At 45.7% G+C, this 22,279-nt stretch carries 21 protein-coding genes; 8 read left to right on the top strand and 13 right to left on the bottom strand.

Going from position 1 to position 22,279, the window contains the following annotated elements:
* Together ASC49_RS05930 and ASC49_RS05925 are read right to left on the bottom strand one after the other, a co-directional pair.
* Window positions 1-2,295 (bottom strand): ATP-dependent helicase, encoded by a 2,295-nt coding sequence (locus tag ASC49_RS05930; RefSeq protein WP_245624649.1) that lies wholly within the window; start codon window positions 2,293-2,295, stop codon window positions 1-3.
* Window positions 2,296-2,318: 23 nt separating this feature from the next.
* The gene (locus tag ASC49_RS05925) at window positions 2,319-3,461 is read right to left on the bottom strand and encodes a succinylglutamate desuccinylase/aspartoacylase family protein (protein WP_055462306.1); all 1,143 of its coding nucleotides are present in this window, start codon (window positions 3,459-3,461) and stop codon (window positions 2,319-2,321) included.
* 163 nt (window positions 3,462-3,624) lie between these two features.
* Between ASC49_RS05925 and ASC49_RS05920 the strand changes: the two genes are divergently transcribed.
* From ASC49_RS05920 to ASC49_RS05910, 3 genes are read left to right on the top strand one after another with little or no spacing between them, the layout of a single operon-like run.
* Window positions 3,625-4,845, top strand: coding sequence for an ABC transporter substrate-binding protein (locus ASC49_RS05920; RefSeq protein ID WP_055462305.1), 1,221 nt, complete (start codon window positions 3,625-3,627; stop codon window positions 4,843-4,845).
* Between the two features lie 27 nt (window positions 4,846-4,872).
* Window positions 4,873-6,561 carry an ABC transporter permease gene (locus ASC49_RS05915; RefSeq protein WP_245624648.1) on the top strand — a complete coding sequence of 563 codons (1,689 nt, stop codon included), beginning with the start codon at window positions 4,873-4,875 and terminating at the stop codon, window positions 6,559-6,561.
* Window positions 6,549-7,184 (top strand): ATP-binding cassette domain-containing protein, encoded by a 636-nt coding sequence (locus tag ASC49_RS05910; protein ID WP_055462303.1) that lies wholly within the window; start codon window positions 6,549-6,551, stop codon window positions 7,182-7,184. The genes ASC49_RS05915 and ASC49_RS05910 overlap by 13 nt, the downstream gene beginning before the upstream one ends.
* On the opposite strand, the gene ASC49_RS05905 is transcribed toward ASC49_RS05910, so the two are convergent.
* The 5 genes from ASC49_RS05905 to ASC49_RS05885 form a co-directional block, all read right to left on the bottom strand.
* Entirely contained in the window at window positions 7,159-7,620 is a 462-nt protein-coding gene (locus ASC49_RS05905; RefSeq protein ID WP_055462302.1) for a hypothetical protein, read from the bottom strand. The two genes, ASC49_RS05910 and ASC49_RS05905, sit on opposite strands and share 26 nt — an antisense overlap.
* Window positions 7,621-7,737: 117 nt before the next feature.
* Window positions 7,738-8,595 carry an ABC transporter permease gene (locus ASC49_RS05900; protein WP_055462301.1) on the bottom strand — a complete coding sequence of 286 codons (858 nt, stop codon included), beginning with the start codon at window positions 8,593-8,595 and terminating at the stop codon, window positions 7,738-7,740.
* Window positions 8,592-9,425: an ABC transporter permease gene (locus tag ASC49_RS05895; RefSeq protein WP_055462300.1), complete on the bottom strand. Its 834-nt coding sequence runs from the start codon at window positions 9,423-9,425 to the stop codon at window positions 8,592-8,594. The genes ASC49_RS05900 and ASC49_RS05895 overlap by 4 nt, the downstream gene beginning before the upstream one ends.
* A 71-nt stretch (window positions 9,426-9,496) precedes the next feature.
* On the bottom strand, window positions 9,497-10,645 hold the full coding sequence (locus ASC49_RS05890) for an ABC transporter substrate-binding protein (protein ID WP_055462299.1): 1,149 nt from the start codon (window positions 10,643-10,645) through the stop codon (window positions 9,497-9,499).
* A gap of 34 nt (window positions 10,646-10,679) precedes the next feature.
* On the bottom strand, window positions 10,680-11,723 hold the full coding sequence (locus tag ASC49_RS05885; RefSeq protein WP_055462298.1) for an ABC transporter ATP-binding protein: 1,044 nt from the start codon (window positions 11,721-11,723) through the stop codon (window positions 10,680-10,682).
* A 158-nt stretch (window positions 11,724-11,881) separates the two neighbouring features.
* Between ASC49_RS05885 and ASC49_RS05880 the strand changes: the two genes are divergently transcribed.
* The 5 genes from ASC49_RS05880 to trbK all read left to right on the top strand — a co-directional run bounded on the left by ASC49_RS05880 (window position 11,882) and on the right by trbK (window position 16,069).
* Window positions 11,882-12,670: an MBL fold metallo-hydrolase gene (locus tag ASC49_RS05880; RefSeq protein ID WP_055462297.1), complete on the top strand. Its 789-nt coding sequence runs from the start codon at window positions 11,882-11,884 to the stop codon at window positions 12,668-12,670.
* Complete coding sequence (locus ASC49_RS05875) at window positions 12,663-13,688, top strand: LacI family DNA-binding transcriptional regulator (protein ID WP_055462296.1); 1,026 nt, start codon at window positions 12,663-12,665, stop codon at window positions 13,686-13,688. Before ASC49_RS05880 ends, ASC49_RS05875 begins: the two co-directional genes overlap by 8 nt.
* A gap of 8 nt (window positions 13,689-13,696) precedes the next feature.
* Window positions 13,697-14,491, top strand: coding sequence for an inositol monophosphatase family protein (locus ASC49_RS05870; RefSeq protein ID WP_055462295.1), 795 nt, complete (start codon window positions 13,697-13,699; stop codon window positions 14,489-14,491).
* Between the two features lie 94 nt (window positions 14,492-14,585).
* A complete protein-coding gene (locus ASC49_RS05865) occupies window positions 14,586-15,320 on the top strand; it encodes a dienelactone hydrolase family protein (protein ID WP_055462532.1) in 735 nt (244 codons plus the stop codon).
* A 344-nt stretch (window positions 15,321-15,664) separates the two neighbouring features.
* Window positions 15,665-16,069: an entry exclusion lipoprotein TrbK gene (gene trbK / locus ASC49_RS05860; protein WP_055462294.1), complete on the top strand. Its 405-nt coding sequence runs from the start codon at window positions 15,665-15,667 to the stop codon at window positions 16,067-16,069.
* 126 nt (window positions 16,070-16,195) lie between these two features.
* Here trbK and ASC49_RS05855 read toward each other — a convergent pair whose 3' ends face one another.
* The 6 genes from ASC49_RS05855 to ASC49_RS05835 form a co-directional block, all read right to left on the bottom strand.
* The gene (locus tag ASC49_RS05855; RefSeq protein WP_055462293.1) at window positions 16,196-17,059 is read right to left on the bottom strand and encodes an isocitrate lyase/PEP mutase family protein; all 864 of its coding nucleotides are present in this window, start codon (window positions 17,057-17,059) and stop codon (window positions 16,196-16,198) included.
* A gap of 244 nt (window positions 17,060-17,303) precedes the next feature.
* Window positions 17,304-20,198, bottom strand: coding sequence for a sensor domain-containing protein (locus ASC49_RS05850; RefSeq protein WP_055462292.1), 2,895 nt, complete (start codon window positions 20,196-20,198; stop codon window positions 17,304-17,306).
* Window positions 20,199-20,363: 165 nt separating this feature from the next.
* Entirely contained in the window at window positions 20,364-20,657 is a 294-nt protein-coding gene (locus tag ASC49_RS05845; RefSeq protein ID WP_055462291.1) for an STAS domain-containing protein, read from the bottom strand.
* A 189-nt stretch (window positions 20,658-20,846) separates the two neighbouring features.
* Window positions 20,847-20,975 carry a hypothetical protein gene (locus ASC49_RS20165; RefSeq protein ID WP_281175772.1) on the bottom strand — a complete coding sequence of 43 codons (129 nt, stop codon included), beginning with the start codon at window positions 20,973-20,975 and terminating at the stop codon, window positions 20,847-20,849.
* A gap of 187 nt (window positions 20,976-21,162) precedes the next feature.
* Window positions 21,163-21,579, bottom strand: a complete 417-nt coding sequence (locus tag ASC49_RS05840; protein WP_055462290.1) for a universal stress protein — start codon at window positions 21,577-21,579, stop codon at window positions 21,163-21,165.
* Window positions 21,580-21,775: 196 nt separating this feature from the next.
* Window positions 21,776-22,156, bottom strand: a complete 381-nt coding sequence (locus tag ASC49_RS05835) for a Gfo/Idh/MocA family oxidoreductase (protein ID WP_055462289.1) — start codon at window positions 22,154-22,156, stop codon at window positions 21,776-21,778.
* Window positions 22,157-22,279 lie beyond the last annotated feature (123 nt).

The raw sequence follows: 22,279 nt of genomic DNA, 5'->3' as shown, positions 1-22,279 counted from the left end.
TTATGCTTCGTTATTGCGATTGGCTAGCCGAACTAACCGCGTATGTTTTGGATTGAAACGCTTTAGGCCTTCTTCAGCGAAATCGACATAAATCATACGATTTCCAGTAGCCTCTTGGCGCACCACAACCCCTTGACCATATTGTTCATGACGCACCTTGTCACCGGCTTTAAGCTCACCTTTGACCGCTTTAGCGTCATGCTTAAAACTCACGTTTGGCGCATCATCGCCCAGCTCTGCAAGATACTTTTTAAGAGGCTCATCCAAGTCTGCACTGAGCTCTAACACGGCTTTATCGTGCCAATGGTGCCCCATCTTTTGAACAGGCACAGGCTGAGCCTCATAGACAAACCGACTCATAGCACCAGATCGCGCTGCCCCAGCCAATAAACCACCTTTACTGAGACGACGAACGTCTTCGCCAGAGGGGCTTTCTAGAAACACCAAACGTTTGCGTGCTCGGGTCATGGCCACATAAAACAGTCGCCGCTCGGCCTGCATCTCTGCTGCCGCTTGGCGATCAATGCTACTTAGATCATCGTCATAATAGGGAAAGCGACCTTCTTGCAGCCCTGACATCATCACCAAATCAAATTCTAGCCCTTTTGATTTGTGAATCGTCATTAAATGCACACCATGGGTATGCTGTTGATCCTGCTCGTTCAATTTGACCAATTGTGCAATAATCATTCCCGCATCGCTAGCCATGCCACGTACATAACTCAAAAAAGCTTCACAAGTGGCGATTTTTTCTTGGGTCTGAATATCTTTGCTGCTGGTGTGTTCAAAGTAGCGATAAATACCAAGCTTATCCAAGGTTTGCAGTAACCCCTGAGCGGGATCGTTCTTATACATCGTCAAACTGCGAAGCCAGTCCGCCCGATCGGCAATTTTCTTAGCCTTCCAACCTTCAGTTTGATCCGCCATACGTTCCAATAATTCAGGAATCAAATGAGGGCTTTGGCGCGCTTGTGTCAGTAAACGCATACGATCAGCGCTAACATTCGTGACATTGGGAACCGTCACCAAATACTCTACATCGGCTTTATCGTAAAACAAGCTGGTGTCATTTAAGCCACCAGCCATAACCGATAAATAGGCCATTAACATACGAATTTGACGGTTTTCCAGTAGCGGAGAATCGCCGTGTAACTGGTAAGGCACGCCTTTATGCATCAATGCCAATTGCACCGGCACCATGTCACTGTACAAGCGCACCAATACCGCACAGCTTTCTAAGTCACCACCTTGTTCATGCCAGTTTTTTAGCTCAGCTAATAAAGCGCGACCGGGTAAATCTGAGCGGGCAAAATCTACTTCCGTCGTACCGCCCTGACCAATCACCAATTGTTCCGTTTGGTTTTGCGACACAACACAAGTTGCCATCATGCCGATGCTGTGACCAAAACGAAAACTGCACGCCAGCGGATAGGTACTAACGTTGACAAAATCCTGATCGAATTGTTGTGCCATGATCTCTGGCGCCGCGCCGCGCCACTCATAGATACATTGCTGCACATCCCCAACAATCATCCAACGAGCACGCTCCCGATACAAAGCCTTGAGTAACTCATACTGGCAAGGGTTGATATCTTGGAACTCATCAATCAGTAGGTATTCATAATCTGGCGCTAAGGTTTGAATCAGATGGTGTTGCTCGGCATTCGATTGCTGTAGCAAGGCAAAAGGGTCGGCCAAAAGATCCGCAAAGAAACGCAAATTAGACTGCTTACGCAGATTCTCTAATTGCTCATATAAGGCGACAAAGTGACGACATTCTTTCGACCAATTACCGGCTTCAAACACCTCTGATGCAGGGATACTTGCGGCTTTAACTTGATCCACAAATAGCAAAAAGTCTTCTAGCCAGTCGCGCTCATCGTGCAACTCAACCTCAAGACTTTGACGCATTAACCGGTTGCGAGCCTCGCGAATGAGCTTGATCATTGAGAATTCATCGGTCACCAGCTTGGCAGTGGGCAGCAAGTTTCGCTGCTCCAAACGGCGCGCTAGGCGCATACCGAAGGCGTGGAAGGTCATAACATTGGGAATGCGCGCACTGCCAGATTGACTCATGGCCTTACTTAGACGAGCAGAGAATTCTTCTTGAGCACTTTTATTGAACATAAACACACCGATTTTTTCGGCGGCCACGCCCTGCTCTAGTAAATACTGTATGCGGCCTATCAGCGTGGTACTTTTCCCAGCACCCGCGACGGCAATGACTTTGGCATGATGGCTAACATCATGTTGAATAACGGCAGATTGCTCCGCGGTATAAGAGTACTCAGACACGTTCACCTACTATCTGTGACGTTTTAATCTTCAAATAAATGGCCGATTTCACGAAACGCCAAATGTTCATGACCAGCAATCTTGGCAATGTTTTCGCCACAGGCCACCAAGCGACGCTGGAAGCGGGCAAAGAACACGCCGTTCGCACGAGCGATCAAGGGATAGGCACTTTGCATAACATCATCGGCCATCACATCAACCACTTCACCAATCACTTCCCCCGCTTCTACTGACTCACCTAACTCTTTATGGAAACAGGCAATGCCTGCAACGGGTGCTTTTACTAAATCCATGGCATCTAATGGGAAAAACGCGACCTCGCTCGGATCAATTTTTGGAGCTTTACCTTTTATCACTTTGCGGTATGTCAGATACTTCATTAGCGCACTGGCATCTTGCTCTGCCAATTCATGGGAAATATCGTTTTCACCCCGTAGCTCAAGGGTCAATGAGCGACACCCCCAAGGCATTAAATGAGCATAGTGCGCTTTTAAGTGGCGCCACACGCTGACATTGGTCTCATCAAATGACAATGCCCCTGTATCGAGTTCGGACAGGGCAACTTTGCTCTTCATCAAACTCAGAAGCGGCGTAAAATATTCTTCAAACTCTTGCGCTACATAGGCATGCATACAGGCTTCACCGGAGCAATGCAAATCGATCACTTCATCGGCATCCATTGATAATGCTAATAAGGTTTTGCGCATGCCCTGCAATTCAGTAAGTTCGGGCAAAGCCATTAATTCTTCACGAATGGCCTCTCGCACCAGCTGTACGTTTTCTTCCACATCGCCAGTGATTTTGTCTTTCACAATACGCTCAACTTTTGCCCCTAATTGAGGCCAATTACGATTAAAGTTGCCACCGCCATCCGAGAACGCAAATCTTCCGGGAATGTATCCATGAAAATTCTGCCCAAGACCAATCGGATTACAGACCGGTACTATGATAATCTCGCCCTTAATCAACCCCTCTTCGTCAGCTTTGATGAGTTTTTTAATTAAGGTATTGAGCACCAGAAAGCCCGGCCATTCGTCAGCATGCAAGCCCGCTTGGAAATAAATCTTGGGTCTGGCACCCGCCTCGCCAAAGTGGTGAGCTTTTAAAATTCGCTGAGTACCCGGTGTTGCACTAGGCAGAGTGTGAGAATACAGCTGGTAACTCATGATCTCATCTATCCTTTTCTAACGTATCTGTATTATAAAATCAGATCAAAAATTTGCATGGCGTCATGGTACGCTAAAGCGCAGTCGAATAAAAAATAAATCCTTGTAAGAAAAGGCCTTAGCCTACGTCTAATGGATGATCATGATCAAAAAGGAGTCTTGGATGAAATCATTGTGGCGCTTATCGACCTCTTGCCTGATGGCAAGTAGCTTAACCCTTAGCCCATTTGTCTTGGCAAGTGATGCACTGAGTGATTGGGAACAGCTGGTTGAAGACGCGAAAGGGCAAACGGTATATTGGAATGCTTGGGGCGGTGCAGACAATATAAATTCTTATATTCAATGGGTTGCCGAGCAAGTTGAAACAAACTACCAAGTGCATTTAAAACACGTTCGCATTCAAGACACTGCCAATACCGTTAGTCGTGTATTGGCAGAGAAAACCGCAGGCAAAGATGAGAATGGCTCAGTCGATCTTATTTGGATCAATGGCGAAAACTTCCGCGCTATGAAAGAAAACGACTTGCTATTTGGCCCCTTTGCTAACGATTTGCCGAATTACAAAGCTTACGTGAATCCGCAAGCACGCCAGAGTTTAAATCAGGACTTTGGCACTCCAGTCGATGGCATGGAATCCCCCTGGGGCATGGCGCAAGTGATCTTTATGTACGATACAGATACGTTGGACAACCCTCCTCGCTCTATGCGAGAACTATTGTCCTACGCTAAAGCACATCCAGGGCGCATTACCTACCCCGAGCCGCCGCAATTTTTAGGCTCTACGTTTTTAAAACAAGCCTTGCACGAGTTAGCTGCCAATCCTGACGTGCTGCTAAAACCCGTTAGCTATGTAGATTTTGAGACAGTGACCGCGCCATTGTGGGCTTTCCTTGATGAACTACACCCTGTTGCATGGCGACGTGGGGCCGTTTTCCCATCAAGCAGTGAGGAGATGATGCGCTTACTCGACGATAGAGAAATTGATGTGGCGCTAAGTTTTGATGTGTCAGCCGCTTCGGTGCAAATCGCTCAAGGTAATTTACCGGATACCGTACGGTCTTATGTTTTTAGTCAAGGCACCATCGGCAACACTCACTTCGTTGCGATACCTTATAACAGCAGTGCCGCTGCAGGGGCGCAGGTAGTCGCCAACTACTTACTCTCCCCAGAAGCTCAATCATATAAACAAAATCCAACCGTTTGGGGTGATTTAACCGTTTTGGATTACCGTAAATTAGCACCAGAGCAACAAGCGGCTTTTGATGAGCTACCAAAAGGTATCGCTACGTTAAGTCTTGAAGAACTTGGCACGACACTGCCAGAACCGCACAGTTCTTGGATGGAAGCGTTAGAAACAGAGTGGCGTAAGCGTTACGCTCAATAAAGCGACGCCAGCTCAGTTATGCTTTCTATGCTTCAACGCCCCCTATATTGGCTTATTATTCTTGGCATCAGTATGCCATTGCTGTTGGGTCTTATAGGGGTTGTACTACCAAGCTTTGGTTATGATCCAGCGCTTGGACAACTTGATTTTCATGGTCAACATTGGCAGCAACTGTTTCATCAGTCAGAATTTTGGTCAGGACTTAGACTGAGCCTTGGCAGCGGTTTGCTCGCTACATTATTTGCTTATTGGTTTGCCAGCAGCCTTATCATGGTATCGTTTGACAAACCTTGGTTTACTCGGTTACAAGCGGCCATCACACCGATTTTATCGATTCCGCACGCCAGCATCACGATCGGCGCACTGTTCTTGCTAGCGCCCTCTGGTTGGTTAGTTCGCATCATCAGCCCTTGGCTGACAGGTTTCGAGCGCCCGCCCAATTGGTTAACAGTACAAGACCCCAATGGCTTAGCTTTGATCATCGCCTTGGTCATCAAAGAAATGCCTTATTTAATGTTTGCTATGGCAGCCGCTTTAACGCAACTACAACCTGATAAAACTCTGCAAGCCGCTAGGCTCTTAGGCTACGAGCGCCTTACCGCTTGGCACTTCACACTCTTGCCACAAGTCTTTCGTCTAATGCGACTGCCTATTTTTATGGTGCTGGCATTTAACATGACGGTGGTGGATGTGGCGACCATTATTGGTCCCAACACGCCATCCACGTTGGCAGTGACCTTACTGCGCTGGTTTAACGATCCAACGCTTCTACTGCGGGGGCAAGCCAGTGCAGCGGCATTAGTGCTAGCGTTAATGGTTTTGCTTTGTATCCTTGTCTGGCTACTTGTGTACCGAGCGATCCATCATTGGCGACAACTGCATGCTATGTCAGGCGGGAGATCATCATGGCTACGTTATTGGACGCTTACGGGAGCAACAGGCGCTGCTTTTACGCTTTGTTTAACCATACTTAGCTTAGTTGTATTGCCTATTTGGGCCTTTGCTCAGCGCTGGCGCTTTCCAGACACTTGGCCCGCAAGCTGGACATTGGACAATCTCTCTCGCGCTGGTGATAGACTGGTGAGCTTGAGCGCTGCTTCCTTCAGCTTGGCGTTGTGTAGCGCCCTGATAGGCTTAATCTTGGCGCTGTTATTACTGGAGCATGAACGCAAATACCAACGTAGCGATGGCACTGTCATCATATTGTTCAGCTGGGTCTTACTACCACAAGTGACCTTACTGTTTGGTATTCAAGTGGGGCTTCTGTTTTTGAATTGGAACGGCAACTGGTTCAGCGTATTAGGGCTTCATGTGCTGTATAGCCTACCCTATGTGTATTTAACCCTGAAAGCACCTTATCTAGCCTTTAACGAAGCGTATCTACAGCAGGCTAACCGTTTACGAGCCACACCACTTCGCAACTTTATTTTGATCAAATTGGCACTGTTAAAAGCCCCGATCGCAGCTTCACTAGCGATCGTTTTTTCGGTCAGCGTAGCACAATATCTGCCGACATTATTAGCGGGCGAAGGTCGCATTAATACGCTGACCACCGAAGCCGTTGCGCGGGCGGCTTCTGGGGATCGTAAGTTAGTCAGTGTTTTGGCATTGGCACAAGCCATTTTGCCTTTGATTTGTTTTATGTTGGCCACGATGATTCCGCGCTACTGGACCACCGGGCGTTTGGCATTAAGGAGACAATTTTGCTCGAACTAACCTCTGTGCAGATAGCACACAAGCGACAGGCATTGATAAAACCGGTTTCTGCTTCGGTAAATAACGGTGAAATTGTTGCTTTAATGGGGCCAAGTGGCGTGGGTAAATCCAGTATATTGGCTTACTTATCTGGCTCCCTTAGCAGCGGGCTGCAAGGTTTGGGACAAGCATCTTTAGACGGCCTGCAACTCATGCAGTTAGCACCAGAACAACGTCAATTGGGATTGTTGCAACAGCACCCCTTGCTGTTTCCTCATATGACCGTCGCGGAAAATCTAATGTTTGCCATGCCCAAAGGCGGATCTCAGACGGAGCGCTATCGACAGGCCAAACTACATTTGGCCGAAGTGGGACTGCAAGGCCTAGAAGAACGTCTCCCTGAACAGTTGTCAGGCGGCCAACAAGCCAGGCTTGCCTTGCTTCGCACCCTACTGTCCAAGCCAAATGCACTACTTTTAGATGAACCTTTTAGTAAGCTGGATAAAAGCTTGCGTCAGGAAATGCGCCAGTTGGTCAAACAGGCCATTGAAAAAGCCAATATTCCAGCCATTTTAGTCACCCATGACGAAGATGATGCAACTCAACTGGCCGTACAGATTATTGAACTTGAGGCGCTTGGATAGTGGAACTATGCGAGCCATCACGTACATATATCGCGGTGCCCTTCACCGTCGCGGGATTAATGGTAAACCCCGTGCCCACACCAGTAGAAATCCCCCGGGAACCGCCAAATATTCCCGTCGAGATTTGCGTTGAGACACCGCCACTGTTATTAGGGTAATGACTGATAATCACACCATTTGCCCCAAGCTTTGCTGCTTCGATTTTTAGCTCCTCCACAGCGGAGTCCATACGGCCCTGTTGGCTTACCCCTTGAGAACTAGACGCTTGAACACTAGCAATGGTGTCATAGGCTTGACTCGGAGCTTGAGAATAAACTTTGACTTGAGAGGGTTCGATGGCATCACGGGGCGTTCCTGTAAGTACATGCGACCCTGATGCGCATGCCGTCAGTACCACCACGAGCACACTCAACCCCAATCCTTTCAAACCTGTCATGCTTCACCTCTCTCAATCCCTACGTCTTAGTATTACGTCTATAAGTATAGAAACAGATTATGAAGCATGGCTTAAGTGCTAGAGTGTCAGACAACACCAAAGACTAAGGATGTTCCATTACTGCCCCAGTTTCGATAGCACTTCTGGACGCATAAAACGATTAATCAGTAACATAAATCCTATCGAGGGCACTAAAAGAATCAACGCGGTAATGGATGAAATCTGATAGTTACCCTCCATACTGGCGCTGTATAACAACAACGGCAAAGTACTTACCTCCGGAGCACCAACGAAGAAAGTACCAGTAAATTCATCCAATGATTCTAGAAATACAAAAATACTGGCTGCAATTAACCCCGGCGTCGCTTGCGGCAACACCACATGGATAAAGGTATAAATCGGTCCAGCACCTAGATTACGAGAAGCACGAGACAACATAGGATCAATCGCCGAAAACGCCGCCACACTGATCCACACCGAATACATTAAACCATGCACGCTATGTACTAGAATCACCCCTAAGATGGTGCCATTGAGATTCCAGCTGTAAAAAATTCGTGCCATGTTCATGTACACCGTTAAATTCGGAAAGGCCTGTGGCAACAGAAATAACAGCATAAACGCCAGTCGCCAAGGCATCGAACGACGCGACATGGCATAGCCTGCGGGAATCGATACCAACAAACACACCATCACCGATGCTAAGGCAATCATGACACTGGTAAACAAAGAGCCTGATACATCACTATAGGGGTTAAATACCTGCCCCCAATATTTTAACCCCCATTCATTTGGCACCGCATGAGGGAAAAACCAGCTTTCGGCCACGGTCCAAAGCAATAAGTTCACCACCGGACCAAAAAAGGCTAAGGCTAGTAAAGTAATGAACAGAGTCTGTCCCCAGAAGCCCCAACGTAGCTTAAACCTGCCTATAGCATTCACCGAAGAACGTTCCATGGTTACTGTTCGACTCATGACATTGCTCCTTTTTCCTTGATTGTTTGGCGCAAATAAAACCACGCCAGTGCTGCGCAAATCAGGTAGGAAATCATGCCTAAGGCATTGGCGACATGGTAATCACCGTAAGAGTTCACGCGAAAAGCCATGTCCGCCGTAATCATGGTTGGCGAGCCAGTACCAATCATTAATGGCACCGATAGCACCGACATAATGGTCACCGTGGATAACACCAACGCCACACCAATGGTGGGCAACACTTGCGGAATCATGATTTGTATTAAGATGCGAAGGCGTGAAGCGCCAAGGTTTTGTGCTGCACGAATTTGACTTTGATCCAACGCCGCCATGGCACCGCTGATCAGCAAGGTGGTAAACGCCAGCTGCTTCCACACAAAGGTAATAATGATACCCGTCCAGCCAAGAAAGGAAACCGTATCCATTGGCGTCAATAAGCCTGCGGCGACAATGGTGTTATTCATTAAACCATTCTTCGCTAAAAAGGTACGCATCATCTGCGCCGCCACGATGAAGGGAATAAACAGCGGCAAGCGATACAGCATGCTAAGAATCGCGACTAAACGCTTAAACGGCGAGAGAACGATCATGGCCGATATCGCAATTGACAGCAGCGCCAAAATCAGCACGGAACTTAAGACAATCAGCACGGTAAACTGAATATCTTTGGAATACAGTTCAAACACTTTGATAAAGTGAGTCAACGTCAGCGAATAGTCATCGTGGGTTACGGCCGAGACGATAGAAAAACCAAGTGGGTACAGAAATAAGGCCAACACCATTACTGCGGCAGGGCCAATCATTAGAATGTTGCGGGTAGAAGCGCGCATGATGAACTCATTTAAAGCATCGTTTGCTACGCAAGGGTAGCAAACGATTGTTTTTGAAAGACAAGAAACTATTAGTTAGACACCTGACGCTCATAGCCTTCTTTGATGTCATCAAAGTAAGGAGCGATTGGGAAGCTTTTACCGTATTGGGCCAGATCTTCTGGCGTAATCTCGGCAAACAACTTGTTCCAAGTGGCCTCATCTAGCTCACTTTTCACATGTTTCGCATCGATACCTGGGTACCAGTTGAACTGTTTGACAATGCCTTCCGCCTGCACAGCTGGGCTCGTGGCTAACTCGATAAACTCACGCGCCAGTTCAGGCTGAGCCGCTTTTGCCGGGGTTACATAGTACATCGGCTGTCCTGGCATACCTGGGGCAATCAATGCCAGTTTCAACGACGGTGGAATCTTGCCCTGCTCTTTCCAGCTGTAGAACATGTCTACCCAAACTGGCCCCATAAAAATCTCGCCACGGTTAAGCATGTCTAACGTACCCGCGTTACCCGGAGTAAAAGTCACGTTTTGGTTAAACGACTTAAGCGCTGCAAAAGCCTTATCCCAGTTCGCTTCGACACCTTTGTCATAGGGCAGGCTTGAAAGACGCTCTGCATCCGTGCCATAGGCATACATCCAGCCTGCAACAAAACTAACGCCCGACATGCCATTTTTAATACCGTTGTAACCGAAGGCTTTTGGGTGTTTTTGCGTCCATTGAACTAGCTCATCATAAGATGAAGGTGGATTGCTGATGTAATCACTGTTGTAAGCAATGGCGGTTTGGCTGTGAAACATGGGCATCACATAGCCTTTTACGTCCGTACCCAAGGCATTGTCCGCCGTGTCACGAGTCACCATGCTGCCCGTGTTAATGTCTTGGCGGTATGGCGCCAAGAGTCCCTGCCCCACCATCTCGCCACCAATTTTCTGGTGTACAACCGCAACATCCAAATCCCAGTTTTCCATACCGCTTTGCTGCTGAGCAGAAAGCTTTTCTAGGATTTTATGCGATCCTGCATCGCCAGGGCCTGTCCCCACCACATTGACCGTCACATCTGGGTGCATGGCTTCAAACTTTGGTGCTAAGTAGGTTTTAACGTAATCCACCATATTTTGGCTACCAGCAGTCGCCACATTCAGCACGGTTTCTGCGTACGCTGCGCCAGAAAGTTGTGCTAATCCTACAGCGGCTAAAACAGCAATCTTAGTTTTCGCAAACATGTTTTCTTCCTCGTAAGTTTGACTAAAAATTTGATCAAGCAGAGCGCGCCATGTGTGGATACACATACAGCGCATGGGGTGGAACGTGAACTGATACTTCAGAATCAAGCGGCCAACAGTCAGGCGAATCAGCCTGTATCAGCTGCTCACCATGACGTACGTTATGGCGATAGTTTTGCCCTAGAAAGGCACTTTGTTCGACGGTACCGGTTAGGGTTAGACCGTCTAAATTGCGATTATCCAAGTCCTTGCAAATAGAGGCCGCAGAACTTCGAAAGTAAATTAAGTGATGTAGTTCCAGAGACGTTTTTGGCAGATACAATCGGAATGCTTTACCGGTGATTTTAGGGGCGTACACAAAGCGATTATCTGCGCCCATGAAATCCGCCACAAACGGTGTTTTCGGGGACTGATAAATCTCTTCGGGTGTGCCGATTTGTTCGATATGGCCATTATTAAGCACCGCCACTCGGTCGGCCATAACCAGAGCTTCTTCTTGGTCATGGGTCACGATTACCGAGGTAAAACCAAGGCGTTGCTGCAACGCTTTAATTTCATGACGCACACTGAGGCGCACCTTAGCATCTAAGTTCGACAGCGGTTCATCCAACACTAAGATGTCTGGCTTCACCACTAAGGCTCTTGCTAACGCGACACGCTGACGTTGACCGCCTGACAGTTGCGTGACTTTTTCATTCTCAAGTCCTGAAAGCTTAACGATCTCTAGCATTTCCTTGATGCGCTCAGCGATTTCAGTCTTTGGCACGCGGCGCACTTTTAAACCGTAGGCAATATTCTGAGCGACCGTCATATGCGGCCAAAGCGCGTAGCTTTGAAACACCATGGTGATGTTACGTTGCTCCGGTGGCTGGTTAGTAATGTCCTTACCCGCCATAAAAATTGAACCAGAACCCACAGGCACAAACCCACATAAAGCATTTAACAAGGTGGTTTTACCACAACCAGATGGCCCCAATAGTGCAACCATCTCCCCTTGCTGAATGTTCAGGTCGATGTTGTGCAGCACCGTTTTATCCCCATAGCTGACCTGCAATTGTTGGATGCTTAAATGTGCCATCTAGCTTTTACCTATTCTTTGAATTTTTTTTTGACTCATTGAACACGTGTTCATTGCGTTGTAAAAAAAATGCAACCTTGAGTCGACATTATGTGAACCTACTTTGTCGTGACAGTGTGACAATTTGATTAAGCAAACAAAAAATTTGTCGGAGTCTTATGAGAATCGATGTTTTAGGAAGTGGCAGTGCGTTTTCAATGGTGCGTAACACATCTTCTATTCTGGTCAGCGATCAACAGCTGCAACGTTGGCTGATTGATTGTGGCCCGACTGTGCCGCGAGCACTGTGGCAACATAACTTTGGCATTGATGAGATCGAAGTCATTTACTTCACTCACATTCATCCAGACCACTGTGCGGGGTTACCGGTTCTACTGAACCGTTGGAAAAGCTTTGGTCGCCAAGCGCCGTTAACGATTTATTGCCAAGCTGAGCATCGCCCTATTTTGCAGCAACTCACGGCTCTAGCGACCTTCCCGGTGACAGAGATTTGTTTTGCCATTGAATGGCTAGACATTCCTGAACGCTGGACATGGCGTAATTGGCAATTAGCCAGTGCGGCCACCCAGCACGAAATGCGTAATCTTGCGCTGCGCATCGAAGTCGATGATCACATTGTTTTCTACAGTGGTGATGGCCGACCGACATCCGCCACCATCGCATTGATGCAAGATGCAGAGATCGCATTTCAAGAATGCGCCGTGGCAACCCCACTTGCCGAAGATGCTTCCCACGGTGACCTACAAAGTTGTATGGCCTTGGCGGCGCAACTGGATCTGCCAGCACTGGGCTTGTATCACTGTTATGACGAGGCGCTGACGGCCTTAGCTGACACCATCGCTCATCAGAGCAACTTATTTTTATCCTTTGACGGCCTGCAGATAGATTTGAACAATGAGAAGTCCATCATGGAGCAGGTTCAGTGCAGCGGTAACTCAAATGAATAAAGTCGCCAAACATAGAAATATAACCGCTCAAGATGTGGCCGATTATGCAGGGGTTTCCCGTGCTGTCGTGTCTAGAGCCCTGAGTGAGAACGGCAGTATCGCCCCTGAAACCAAAGCCAAAGTTATTAAAGCCGCCCAAGAATTGGGCTATCAGGTGAACTTCTTGGCGCAAGGTTTAAACCGCAAACGCAGTCAGTTGATTGGTGTGGTCGTGGCTCGAATTAGCGATCCGTTTCGCAGTGCTCTATTGGAAGGGTTAATTAGTGAGATCCAAGCGCGCGGCTATCAAGCCTTGATTACCGAAGTTCAAACCGAGCAAGATCTTGCCGATACCATGCGCCGCTTTAGCCAGTTTCGTGTATCAGGCGTCGTGGTGACCTCTGGGCAACCTCCCCAAGCACTGGTGAAGGAATGTGTAGAGTTTAAAATTCCAGTGGTGGGTATTAATCGGCAACTTGATATTCCCCAAGTGGACGCGGTCTATTCCGATAACCAACAAGGCGCCCAATTGGTGTGCGAGCATTTAATAACACAAGGCTGTAAAAGCTTCGGATGGCTAAACTACAAAGGCTCTACTTGGTCTGGACTACAACGTGGAGCAGCCTTTTCTCAGGCTTTGCTTGAACAAGGTCTAAATCATCGGCTGACAAATATCGAAGCACCTTGTGATGGCTATGAAGGCGGGCAGCAAGCCGCTTTTACGTTGCTTGAAAACCAGCCCCCCATTCCTCAAGGAATCTTCTGTGCTAATGCACAACTGGCGTGTGGTTTTCTCGATGGTATGCGCCAACAAGGTTTCGATGCGCCGCAGAATTTTAAGCTGGTTGGCTTTGATAATACTCCCCAGACAGAACAATGGAGCTACCAGTTATCGACCTTAGACCAGAATATTGATGCACTCTGCAAGAGCACATTGGATTGTTTAGAAAGTCGTACTCATTTGCCAAATAAACCCTCGTGCAGCCTACCTATCGCTGTTCAACTAATCGAACGTAAAAGTTCTCTTTCACTTCCATAAGGTCGTCTATGATTCAGCACATTGATATGCCAGCGCTTTGCAAAATGGCCATCAACGCAGGCAAGGAAGCGCAATCCATTCGTGACAACGGCCTCGCTGTAACCACGAAGTCTGAGCAGGATTTTGTTTCCCAAGCAGATATTTTCGTCGAACAGACGCTAAAGAGTTATCTAAAAATGGAATACCCCAGAAGCGGCTTTCTAGGAGAAGAAACAGGGATTGAAGCAGGTATCCAGGGCCTTTGGGTGATTGACCCAATTGACGGCACCACTAACTTTACCCTCGGCATGGATTATTGGTGTATTTCCGTCGCGTATGTTGAGGCAGAGCAAGTGCAATTAGGCATCATCTATGCTCCTGATCGAGACGAATTATTTGTCGCTCAAAAAGGACAAGGTGCGAGTTTAAATGGACATTCTCTAAACATCACGGAGCCCTTACCCGACCGAGTGGTGTTAGGTTTAGGTCGATCCAATCGCCGCCCCTTAGCAGATTATCTGCACAGCATCGAATACCTAATCGAGCAAGAAAACATCGAGTACCGTCGCTTTGGAGCCGGGGCATTAATGCTCTGTCATGTGGCATCTGGTCAGGTTCATGGTTACTACGAAGCTCATTTAAACAGCTGGGATGCTCTCGCTGGCCTGCTCATTTGCCAAGAAGCCGGCGCTCTTAGCAACGATTTCGAACAAGGCAATGGATTGATTGAAGGGAATCCTATCTGGGTCGCTCCGCCTAAAGTCTGGCAGCGTTTAGCAGAGCACTTTCAAGTTAGACGCCGCTATCTCGTAGCGGAAGACTAACTGGGCTGTACAGCGCGCCAGCAATGCCTACTCATCTGAATGGGGATCCTCTATTATGGAGCGCTTGATCCCCATTGTTTTTAAAAGAGATATTATGATTACCCAAACTGAAATCGTCGATATTTCAACGGCAACAGGCACCATGCGTTGTAACGTTTACCGCCCACAAGGCGAAGGCCAATTTCCATGTATCATTTTCTATTCGGAAATTTTTCAGATCACCGCGCCAATTGAGCGTAGCGCAAGAATTCTCGCGGGTCATGGTTTCTCAGTAGTAGTACCGGAAGTGTTTCATGAACTAAATCCCATCGGTACGGTACTGGCTTATGATGATGCCGGCAAAGACAAAGGCAATAGCGACAAATTCACAAAAACCTTAGAAAGCCACGACTCAGATACAGTGGCGATGATTGAATTTTTTGAACAGCAAGCCTACTGCAACGGCCACTTTGGCGCCATGGGCGTCTGTATCGGTGGCCATCTGGCTTTTCGTGCGGCCTTGAATCCTCGCATCCTATCAAGCTTCTGCTTATACGCCACGGATATTCACTCAAATACCCTACCGTGTATTGAAGGCAATGATAGCTTTACTCGTACTGGTGATATCCAAGGCGAAATTACCATGGTTTGGGGTAAACAAGACCCGCATGTATCCACTGAAGGCCGCCAGAAAATCTACCAGCAACTAATCGATACTAAGCGCAATTTCACATGGCATGAACTCAATGCACAACATGCCTTTATGCGCGATGAAGGCGATCGCTACGACGCTGAGCTAGCCCTACATTGCTATAAACTCGCCGTTGATCAATTTCGCCGCACTTTGTAGAGTGTAAAGACGTGACCCAAGAAAGCCCTTTTATGAGGGCTTTTTCATCTCTATATTCAGCGCTATCCCCCGCCATTCGTGCATCTTTACATTTGCCTACTAGTGTTGAAACAAAATGAAAGAAGTACCGAAAAAATAATGTTTACAAAAACTTGAATTGATAATAATCCCATCGAAATTAATATTAACAACCATCAACGGATCGAAAATATAAGAGTACAACGTTTCTGATCGGCTAACTTAAAAATAAAAAGACTTTACTTTTAAGTTATGAGCTCAAGGACACTCTGATTTAACAGATCAAAAACATTAGATAATTAGTCAATATAATTGAGGGAAGCACTATGAACATGACCAAACCAAAATACATCGCTGGCTTATTAGCTGTTGCTGCTTTAACCACGGCCTGCAGCGAAAAAATGCCCAATGTAAGCGAAGAAAACTGCACTCAAACCAATATTCAAAAGATTGAAGACAGCCAAATTCGTGAAAAATTTTCTGACCAGTGCTTCGACTTCCGTATTGAGCAAGGAAAAGAAAAAGCTTCTAATCTTCTAGAGCAAGGCCAAGAAAGCGCTGAAGAGATGCTAGAAAATGGCAAAGAAGCTGCTGCTGATGCGTACGACTCAACGACTGATGCCATGAAAGATGGTGCCGACGCGGTAAATGATGCTTGGGATGATGGCGTAGATGCGGTACAGGATGGAGCAGATGAAGCGGCTGATAAAATGGACGCTGCAACTAACTAATAAACTAGTTAATAATGGATCATTGCACAGGGACGTGCACTATTAATAATAAAAAGCCGACTTCTTCTTTATTTAAGATTAAATCGGCTTTTTTCTGACAGAAAGCTTATATAAACTTTATTAAACCTATTCTTTTACATCCATAAATCTACGAGCCCATTCGCGACTTTCTTCTAAAGTAGAATAACGCTCAGATAATTCAGAGGCATTTAACTTACCTTCTGCAATACCACGCTGTTCACGTAAACAATCATATGTCGCTTTGATCGCCGCAAAATAAGCAGCGTGGCCGTTTACCACAATACGCACACCATTTTTCGCTAAACGCTCACGGTCATTTAATTCAGGGTTTCCATAAGCAACTAGCATCAAAGGAACTGTCACGTGGGCGCTGATGGCTTCTAGGTGCTCAAAGTCTTTCACTCCAACCATGCAAATACCATCGGCCCCCGCCGCTTCATAAGCTTTAGCACGTTCAATGGTTTGTTCGGTTGTTAACTGACCGGCATTAGTACGAGCGATGATCGACATGGTTGGGTCAATACGAGCTTCTAAGGCAGCTTCGATTTTACCTATGGCTTCATCTAACGGAATCAAATCCGTCGATTTGTGGCCATATTTCGCAGGCAAAAGGGTGTCTTCGATCGTCAATGCTGCCACACCTGCTCGTTCAAGTTCGGTAATAGTACGCATGACATTAAGCGCATTACCATAACCATGATCGGCATCGGCAATGATTGGCAGGCGTGCCACACGGCCAATGCGCGTAGCCTGCTCAACAAATTCGCTAAGCGTAATCAAAGCAAAGTCTGGCGCGGCCAGAACCTGCAAGGACGCAACAGAGCCACCAAGAATACCCACCTCAAAGCCAAGGTCTTCTGCAATACGTGCAGACATAGGATCAAATGTTGATGCTGTGTAGTAACAGTTATTACTTTCAAGCAAAGCACGAAAGTCTTTACGAAGATCGTGTTGTGACGGGGTGGCCATGGGAAGACTCCTAAAACGGCCTAGTTTCTGGCGTAATCAGTCGGAAATAGGCATACATGTAAAAACCCATCAATTTTAACTAAAGTAACAACATTTCGTCACCACTTTGCCCTGAACCAAAGTAACAAAAGGCTTTTATGCCAGTTATGTTGGAAATTTACCAAAATGATAATATTAACTTATTGTTCAGTTTAAATAGGTTTTAGCGCCAATAGCATCATATAGCGCTACCTTATAGTATTCGTTAATTAGGTGTAGGGAGATCATACTGTTGCGCGAATTGCGCAATTGGAATGGGGCGGGAATACAAAAACCCCTGCGCCAACTTAACACCATAGCTACTCAGCAACTCAGCTTGTTTTGTTTCCTCAACACCCTCTGCAACCACCTTCATGTTAAGGTTTTGCGCCATCGAGACAATTGTCTTTACCAAAACTTGGCTCGCTGACGAATGATTCATGTCTCTTATAAATGAGCGATCAATTTTTAACACATCAATTGGGTAACGAGACAAATAACTCAATGACGAGTAGCCCGTGCCAAAATCATCCAACACTAAGGTGAAACCTAAGTGCTTTAGATGATGAATTTTCTGCGACAAATGCTCGCAGTGAACAAGTAACACCCCTTCGGTAATTTCTAATTCCAAGTTATCTGGTATACATTGCCGTCTCTGCATGACCTCTTGAATTGTGCTCAATAGATCTTCACGATAAAACTGAAGAGCAGAAAGGTTGACTGCAAAACCTTGCTCGGGCAACAACTTCGCTTGCCAGACATGTAGGTAGCGACAGAGTTCATCAAGCACTTGCATGTCAATTTCTGAGATTAAATTCAGCTCTTCAGCGATCGGTATAAACAGGTCAGGCATTAGTAATCCACGAGTTGGATGATGCCAGCGCACCAATGCTTCAGCCCCCATCATTTTGCCATCATTAAGACAAATTTTGGGTTGGAGATAGACGCAAAACTCTCTATTTTTTAATGCAGATCGTAGTGAACTTCGAATCTCCATGCGTTCCACAGCTCGCTCGGTTAACTCATTTGAGTAGAAACATATACTGCCACGCTGAGATGATTTCGCAGCAAATAATGCCGAGTCTGCGTAACGCACTAGATCTTCAATCTCCTGAGCGTCATCAGGATAAATACACGCACCAATACTCACCGAAACAACAATTTCCTGACCATTGACGCGAATCGGCAAGGATAAAGCTTCTCGGATTCTTGCCGCCTCGAAACTAAAGCCTATACGATCTATGACTTTCGCCACTAAAATGCCGAACTCATCTGCACCGATGCGTGCTAGATATGAAGATTTAGGGACCACTGTCTGCAGTCTCAAAGCGAGCGCTTTTAGGACACTATCACCATACTCATAACCGAAGCTGTCATTAATGCTCTTAAAGTGGTCAACGCCTATCACCAGCAAACCAAATTTATACGAGCTTGAAGATGTTTGTCTTAACTGCGAACTAACCTTTTCTAGCAAATCCACTCGATTTGGCAACCCTGTTAGCGGATCATGCTTTGATAGATAGTTCACTTTTTCTTGAAACGCTTTCAACTCCGTTAAATCTCGGCCGACCACGAGCACAGAACTTAACTCCCCCTCAAGATTAAACTCTGGCGTTATTGAGACATAACTAAACACTTGTCCTAGAGCTGTTGGCGAAGAAATTTCACACTCACCACTTAGCTTCGTGCAAATAACTTCTTTGATTGTATCTTCTAATATAGAGACATTTTCCGGTGCACTGTGACCAAAACGTTGATGCAGATAAGTGATCAATTGTGTGGGCGTTTGTCCAAGCATTTGCTCTATTGGACAAGCGAACAATTTGGTATGAGCTGGGTTGCCATATAACAACTGACAATTTAAGTCGTAACGGCTAATAAAATCAGGAGAGTTTTCGACCAATGTCCGAAATTTAAGCTCACTGTTTTCGGTTTGTTGGATGGCTAGTTCTTGATCGGTAAAGTCACGCGCATCCAACAACACTCCCGTGGTTGTTCCTTGCTTATCAAATTCTGGGATGCAGCGAATCTCATGTATGACGTTGTCCCGGCCCTTTACATCAATCAAAACTCGCTCGGTCACTGGCATACCGGTTGTCACAGCCTTAAGGACATTGCTTTGTATTTTTGCGGCGCTGGCACCAATCCCTGCATATTCCAATGGCCGTTTACCAATCGCTTTATCACGCGTCAAACCAGTTGAAAGCTCGAAGCTGCGATTGACATAGGTGCGTCGACCTGACACATCGTAACGAACTATGACATCAGGAGAGTTTTCTACTAAATTGTAGAAGTCTTGTCGCTGCTGCGTCTCGGCACGCTCTTTTTGATAAAGTTTGGTGACATTATACCAAGTCGCAATAAACTGCTTTCTCTTGCTCTTATTCAGCAGCTGGACTGGATAAAAATAGATCTCAAAAACGTTGTCGCTTGCCTCACGTCCCAGCATGAAGCTACAAGAAACACTCTCAGTGGAATTTATTAACGTGTTCTCTAAACCAAGCCAGCTAGATTTAATGGAATCAAATAACAAGCACGAAACCAGCTCCCCTTCCACAGAGGTTCTCGGTGACACATAACGCATGGCACGCTCATTTAACCACACCACACGTAATGAGTTTTGATCATCGAATTCAAATAGGCCTATTGAATCATGTAAACTATCCAGAATCGAATGATAGAAATCCCCTAGCTCTAAAGCATTTTGGATCGCCTTGGGCTCAAAATTCCCCAAAACATGCGTGTCCGAATTTAAAATCACCGCGGCGATAAATGACGCCCCTTGCGCATCAAACCATATAAAACACATTTCTTGGGAAGACGCTTTGATCTTCTGAATAGCTTCGGGAATCAATTGGTATGACTTCTGTTCACGACGAACTTGCTCAACAAAGGCTTGGCGCCATTGAGCACTTATACCCTTAGGCCACTTTTCGATAAACCAATGGCACGAAGGATCGTCTGATAAGTCAAAGTAACGCCTAGCAGGGGGATTGGTAAAAACGACTTCTAGATCCTGGCTTGGATCAAGAATAAACAAGGGAGCACCTAATGAAGAAGACAGAAACGCTTCTGTGATCGAGGCAATACAGTGTCGAGATTCTCGATTATTAGGTTTCATGTTCTACAACTCCGCAAACGGGACGAAATATCCCTTTCATCAGGCAGCCTGACTATACTAGGTTACTTTCTCCTTGATTAAGCCAAATTTCACTGGTCATCATGTTAAATATTGTATTTCTCTGTAAAGGCAAGCTGGTAGAACTCAGTCGCATACATTTACAGCCTACGAAACAGGCTGTAAATGTATGTAACGACCGTACATATTGGCAAGTTGAAACAGTTCATCACAGTACATGCTAGGTGAACTAACAAACAAATCATTGTTCGACACGCTTTTAAGCCCTTTATGAAACGACGCGATCATCCCCAGCGCAGCCGAGTCTAAAAAAGTCACTTTGCTACAGATGAGCTCAACGGGCTTACAAGCGATTATCGCCTCATTATAAATGCCACGAAACCATTCATAATGCTCAAAAGAAAACTTCTCAGGCAACAAAACACGATATCTATCCGTCATAAGATCCTCTTCAACCTATAAAAAAGGTTTGGTTAATCTGCATTGAGATCAAGAAATAACCAATATAGAAACATAAATCAACAAAATATTACATTTTGATTATGTATTACGAAGAGATAATGAATTCGGATCAAAATTAAATAATTAGATTCGCCCCCACAACATACATAAATATTGCACAATTAATTCTTATTCCAAACTTCTCTTTTCTGATTCAAAAGGATCGTCCATGCAATAACTAAACTCTGAAAATACCGAGGTTAACAGAACCAGCCCCATCACACCTAAAGTCAATGCTTGCTCAATAATACGTGCCATTATCTACCTTTAGTCATAAATTATAATGATCACTTATGCTAACTAAATCTTGTTTCAAAAGGTGTCACAGAAATGCAAGTAAGCAGTAAAGTTTCGTGTCAACTTTTTGCTCCAATAAAAAAGGACTTTGGTAAAACCACCAAAGCCCTTAATAAGCATTTATTGTAATGTATAACGTACACTGTAACTAACGAACAACTAAAACAGACACTTTTGAATACTTGGCAACATAACCCGCGTTAGAGGCAAAGATATGATCTGAAAGGCCAGGCACATGTGATGCCATCACTACAAGATCAACACCATTCTCTTTCTCCGCTTTGATCAAAGTTGCATCCAAATCTACTGTTGGATCCGGGATGCTATACGCCACAGCAGTGACATTATCCAACATGTACTTTTCAGCTTGCTCCCTCGCAAAAACTTTTATCATTTCCTCAAACTCGTTTGAGCTGTGCGCTACGTTACTAGGCGCTGAACTATTAACGCCTACATAACAAATCGGTATATTGTAAGTTTTCGCCATATCTGCAGCGGTTTTTAACGCTTTTTCAAGTCTTTCTATGTGCCCTAAGTCCACTGGAACCATTATTTTACGGTACATTTCAACCCCTCCTCGTTCAGAGCGTGTTGCTCTGTCACATTCGGTTGGTGAGTGTACTTTCAGTATGGTTGAGGAACACCTGAACCTCAAATGTGAGACGAGGGTTCCATAAATCTTCGGCATTTAACTGATTTACAGTAAGAAATAAGACCAAGCTGTAAAATAAGAATTCACGCTAGGACTTAGTTGCTTGAGCTTAGTAAAATTCATCACTAGCTTTGGTTGGTACCATCATGCCATTAAACAGAGATATCAAGAGCGCCGAAATACGTTCGTGCATGATTACGGTATGATGATTACCACTTTCTTGCATGTGATGACGCAAAGAGTCTCGTACTTCTTTGATACCCGTTACATCAATCAAAATGTCGATCTGAGAACTGTCTTCTAGCAAATCATTCATATTTGTCGTTACAGGGATATTATGCTCTTTTGCTAACAGTATCCCCGGTGCCTGAGGATTGGTATCCGCCACACCTAAAATCTCAACAAACTCAGCTTTAAAGAGTCGATCAAGCAACTCTAAACCAGCGTTTCCACCACCAATGACTACAATTTTAAATGGGTTCGAACTCATGTTGCTTCCTTGTCTATCATATTTTTCATGAAACCGAGCAATTGTGTTGCTCTAGTTAGTTTTTAAAATACGCTTTTAACAAGAAAGTGAACACTGGATGACAGTGAGCACCCATTAAATCCT

Origin of the sequence: Marinomonas fungiae (assembly GCF_001418205.1) — a bacterium.
Lineage (GTDB): Bacteria > Pseudomonadota > Gammaproteobacteria > Pseudomonadales > Marinomonadaceae > Marinomonas > Marinomonas fungiae.
Note: the sequence above shows the minus strand (reverse complement) of the source record. Positions and strands in the feature narration are given on the sequence as shown.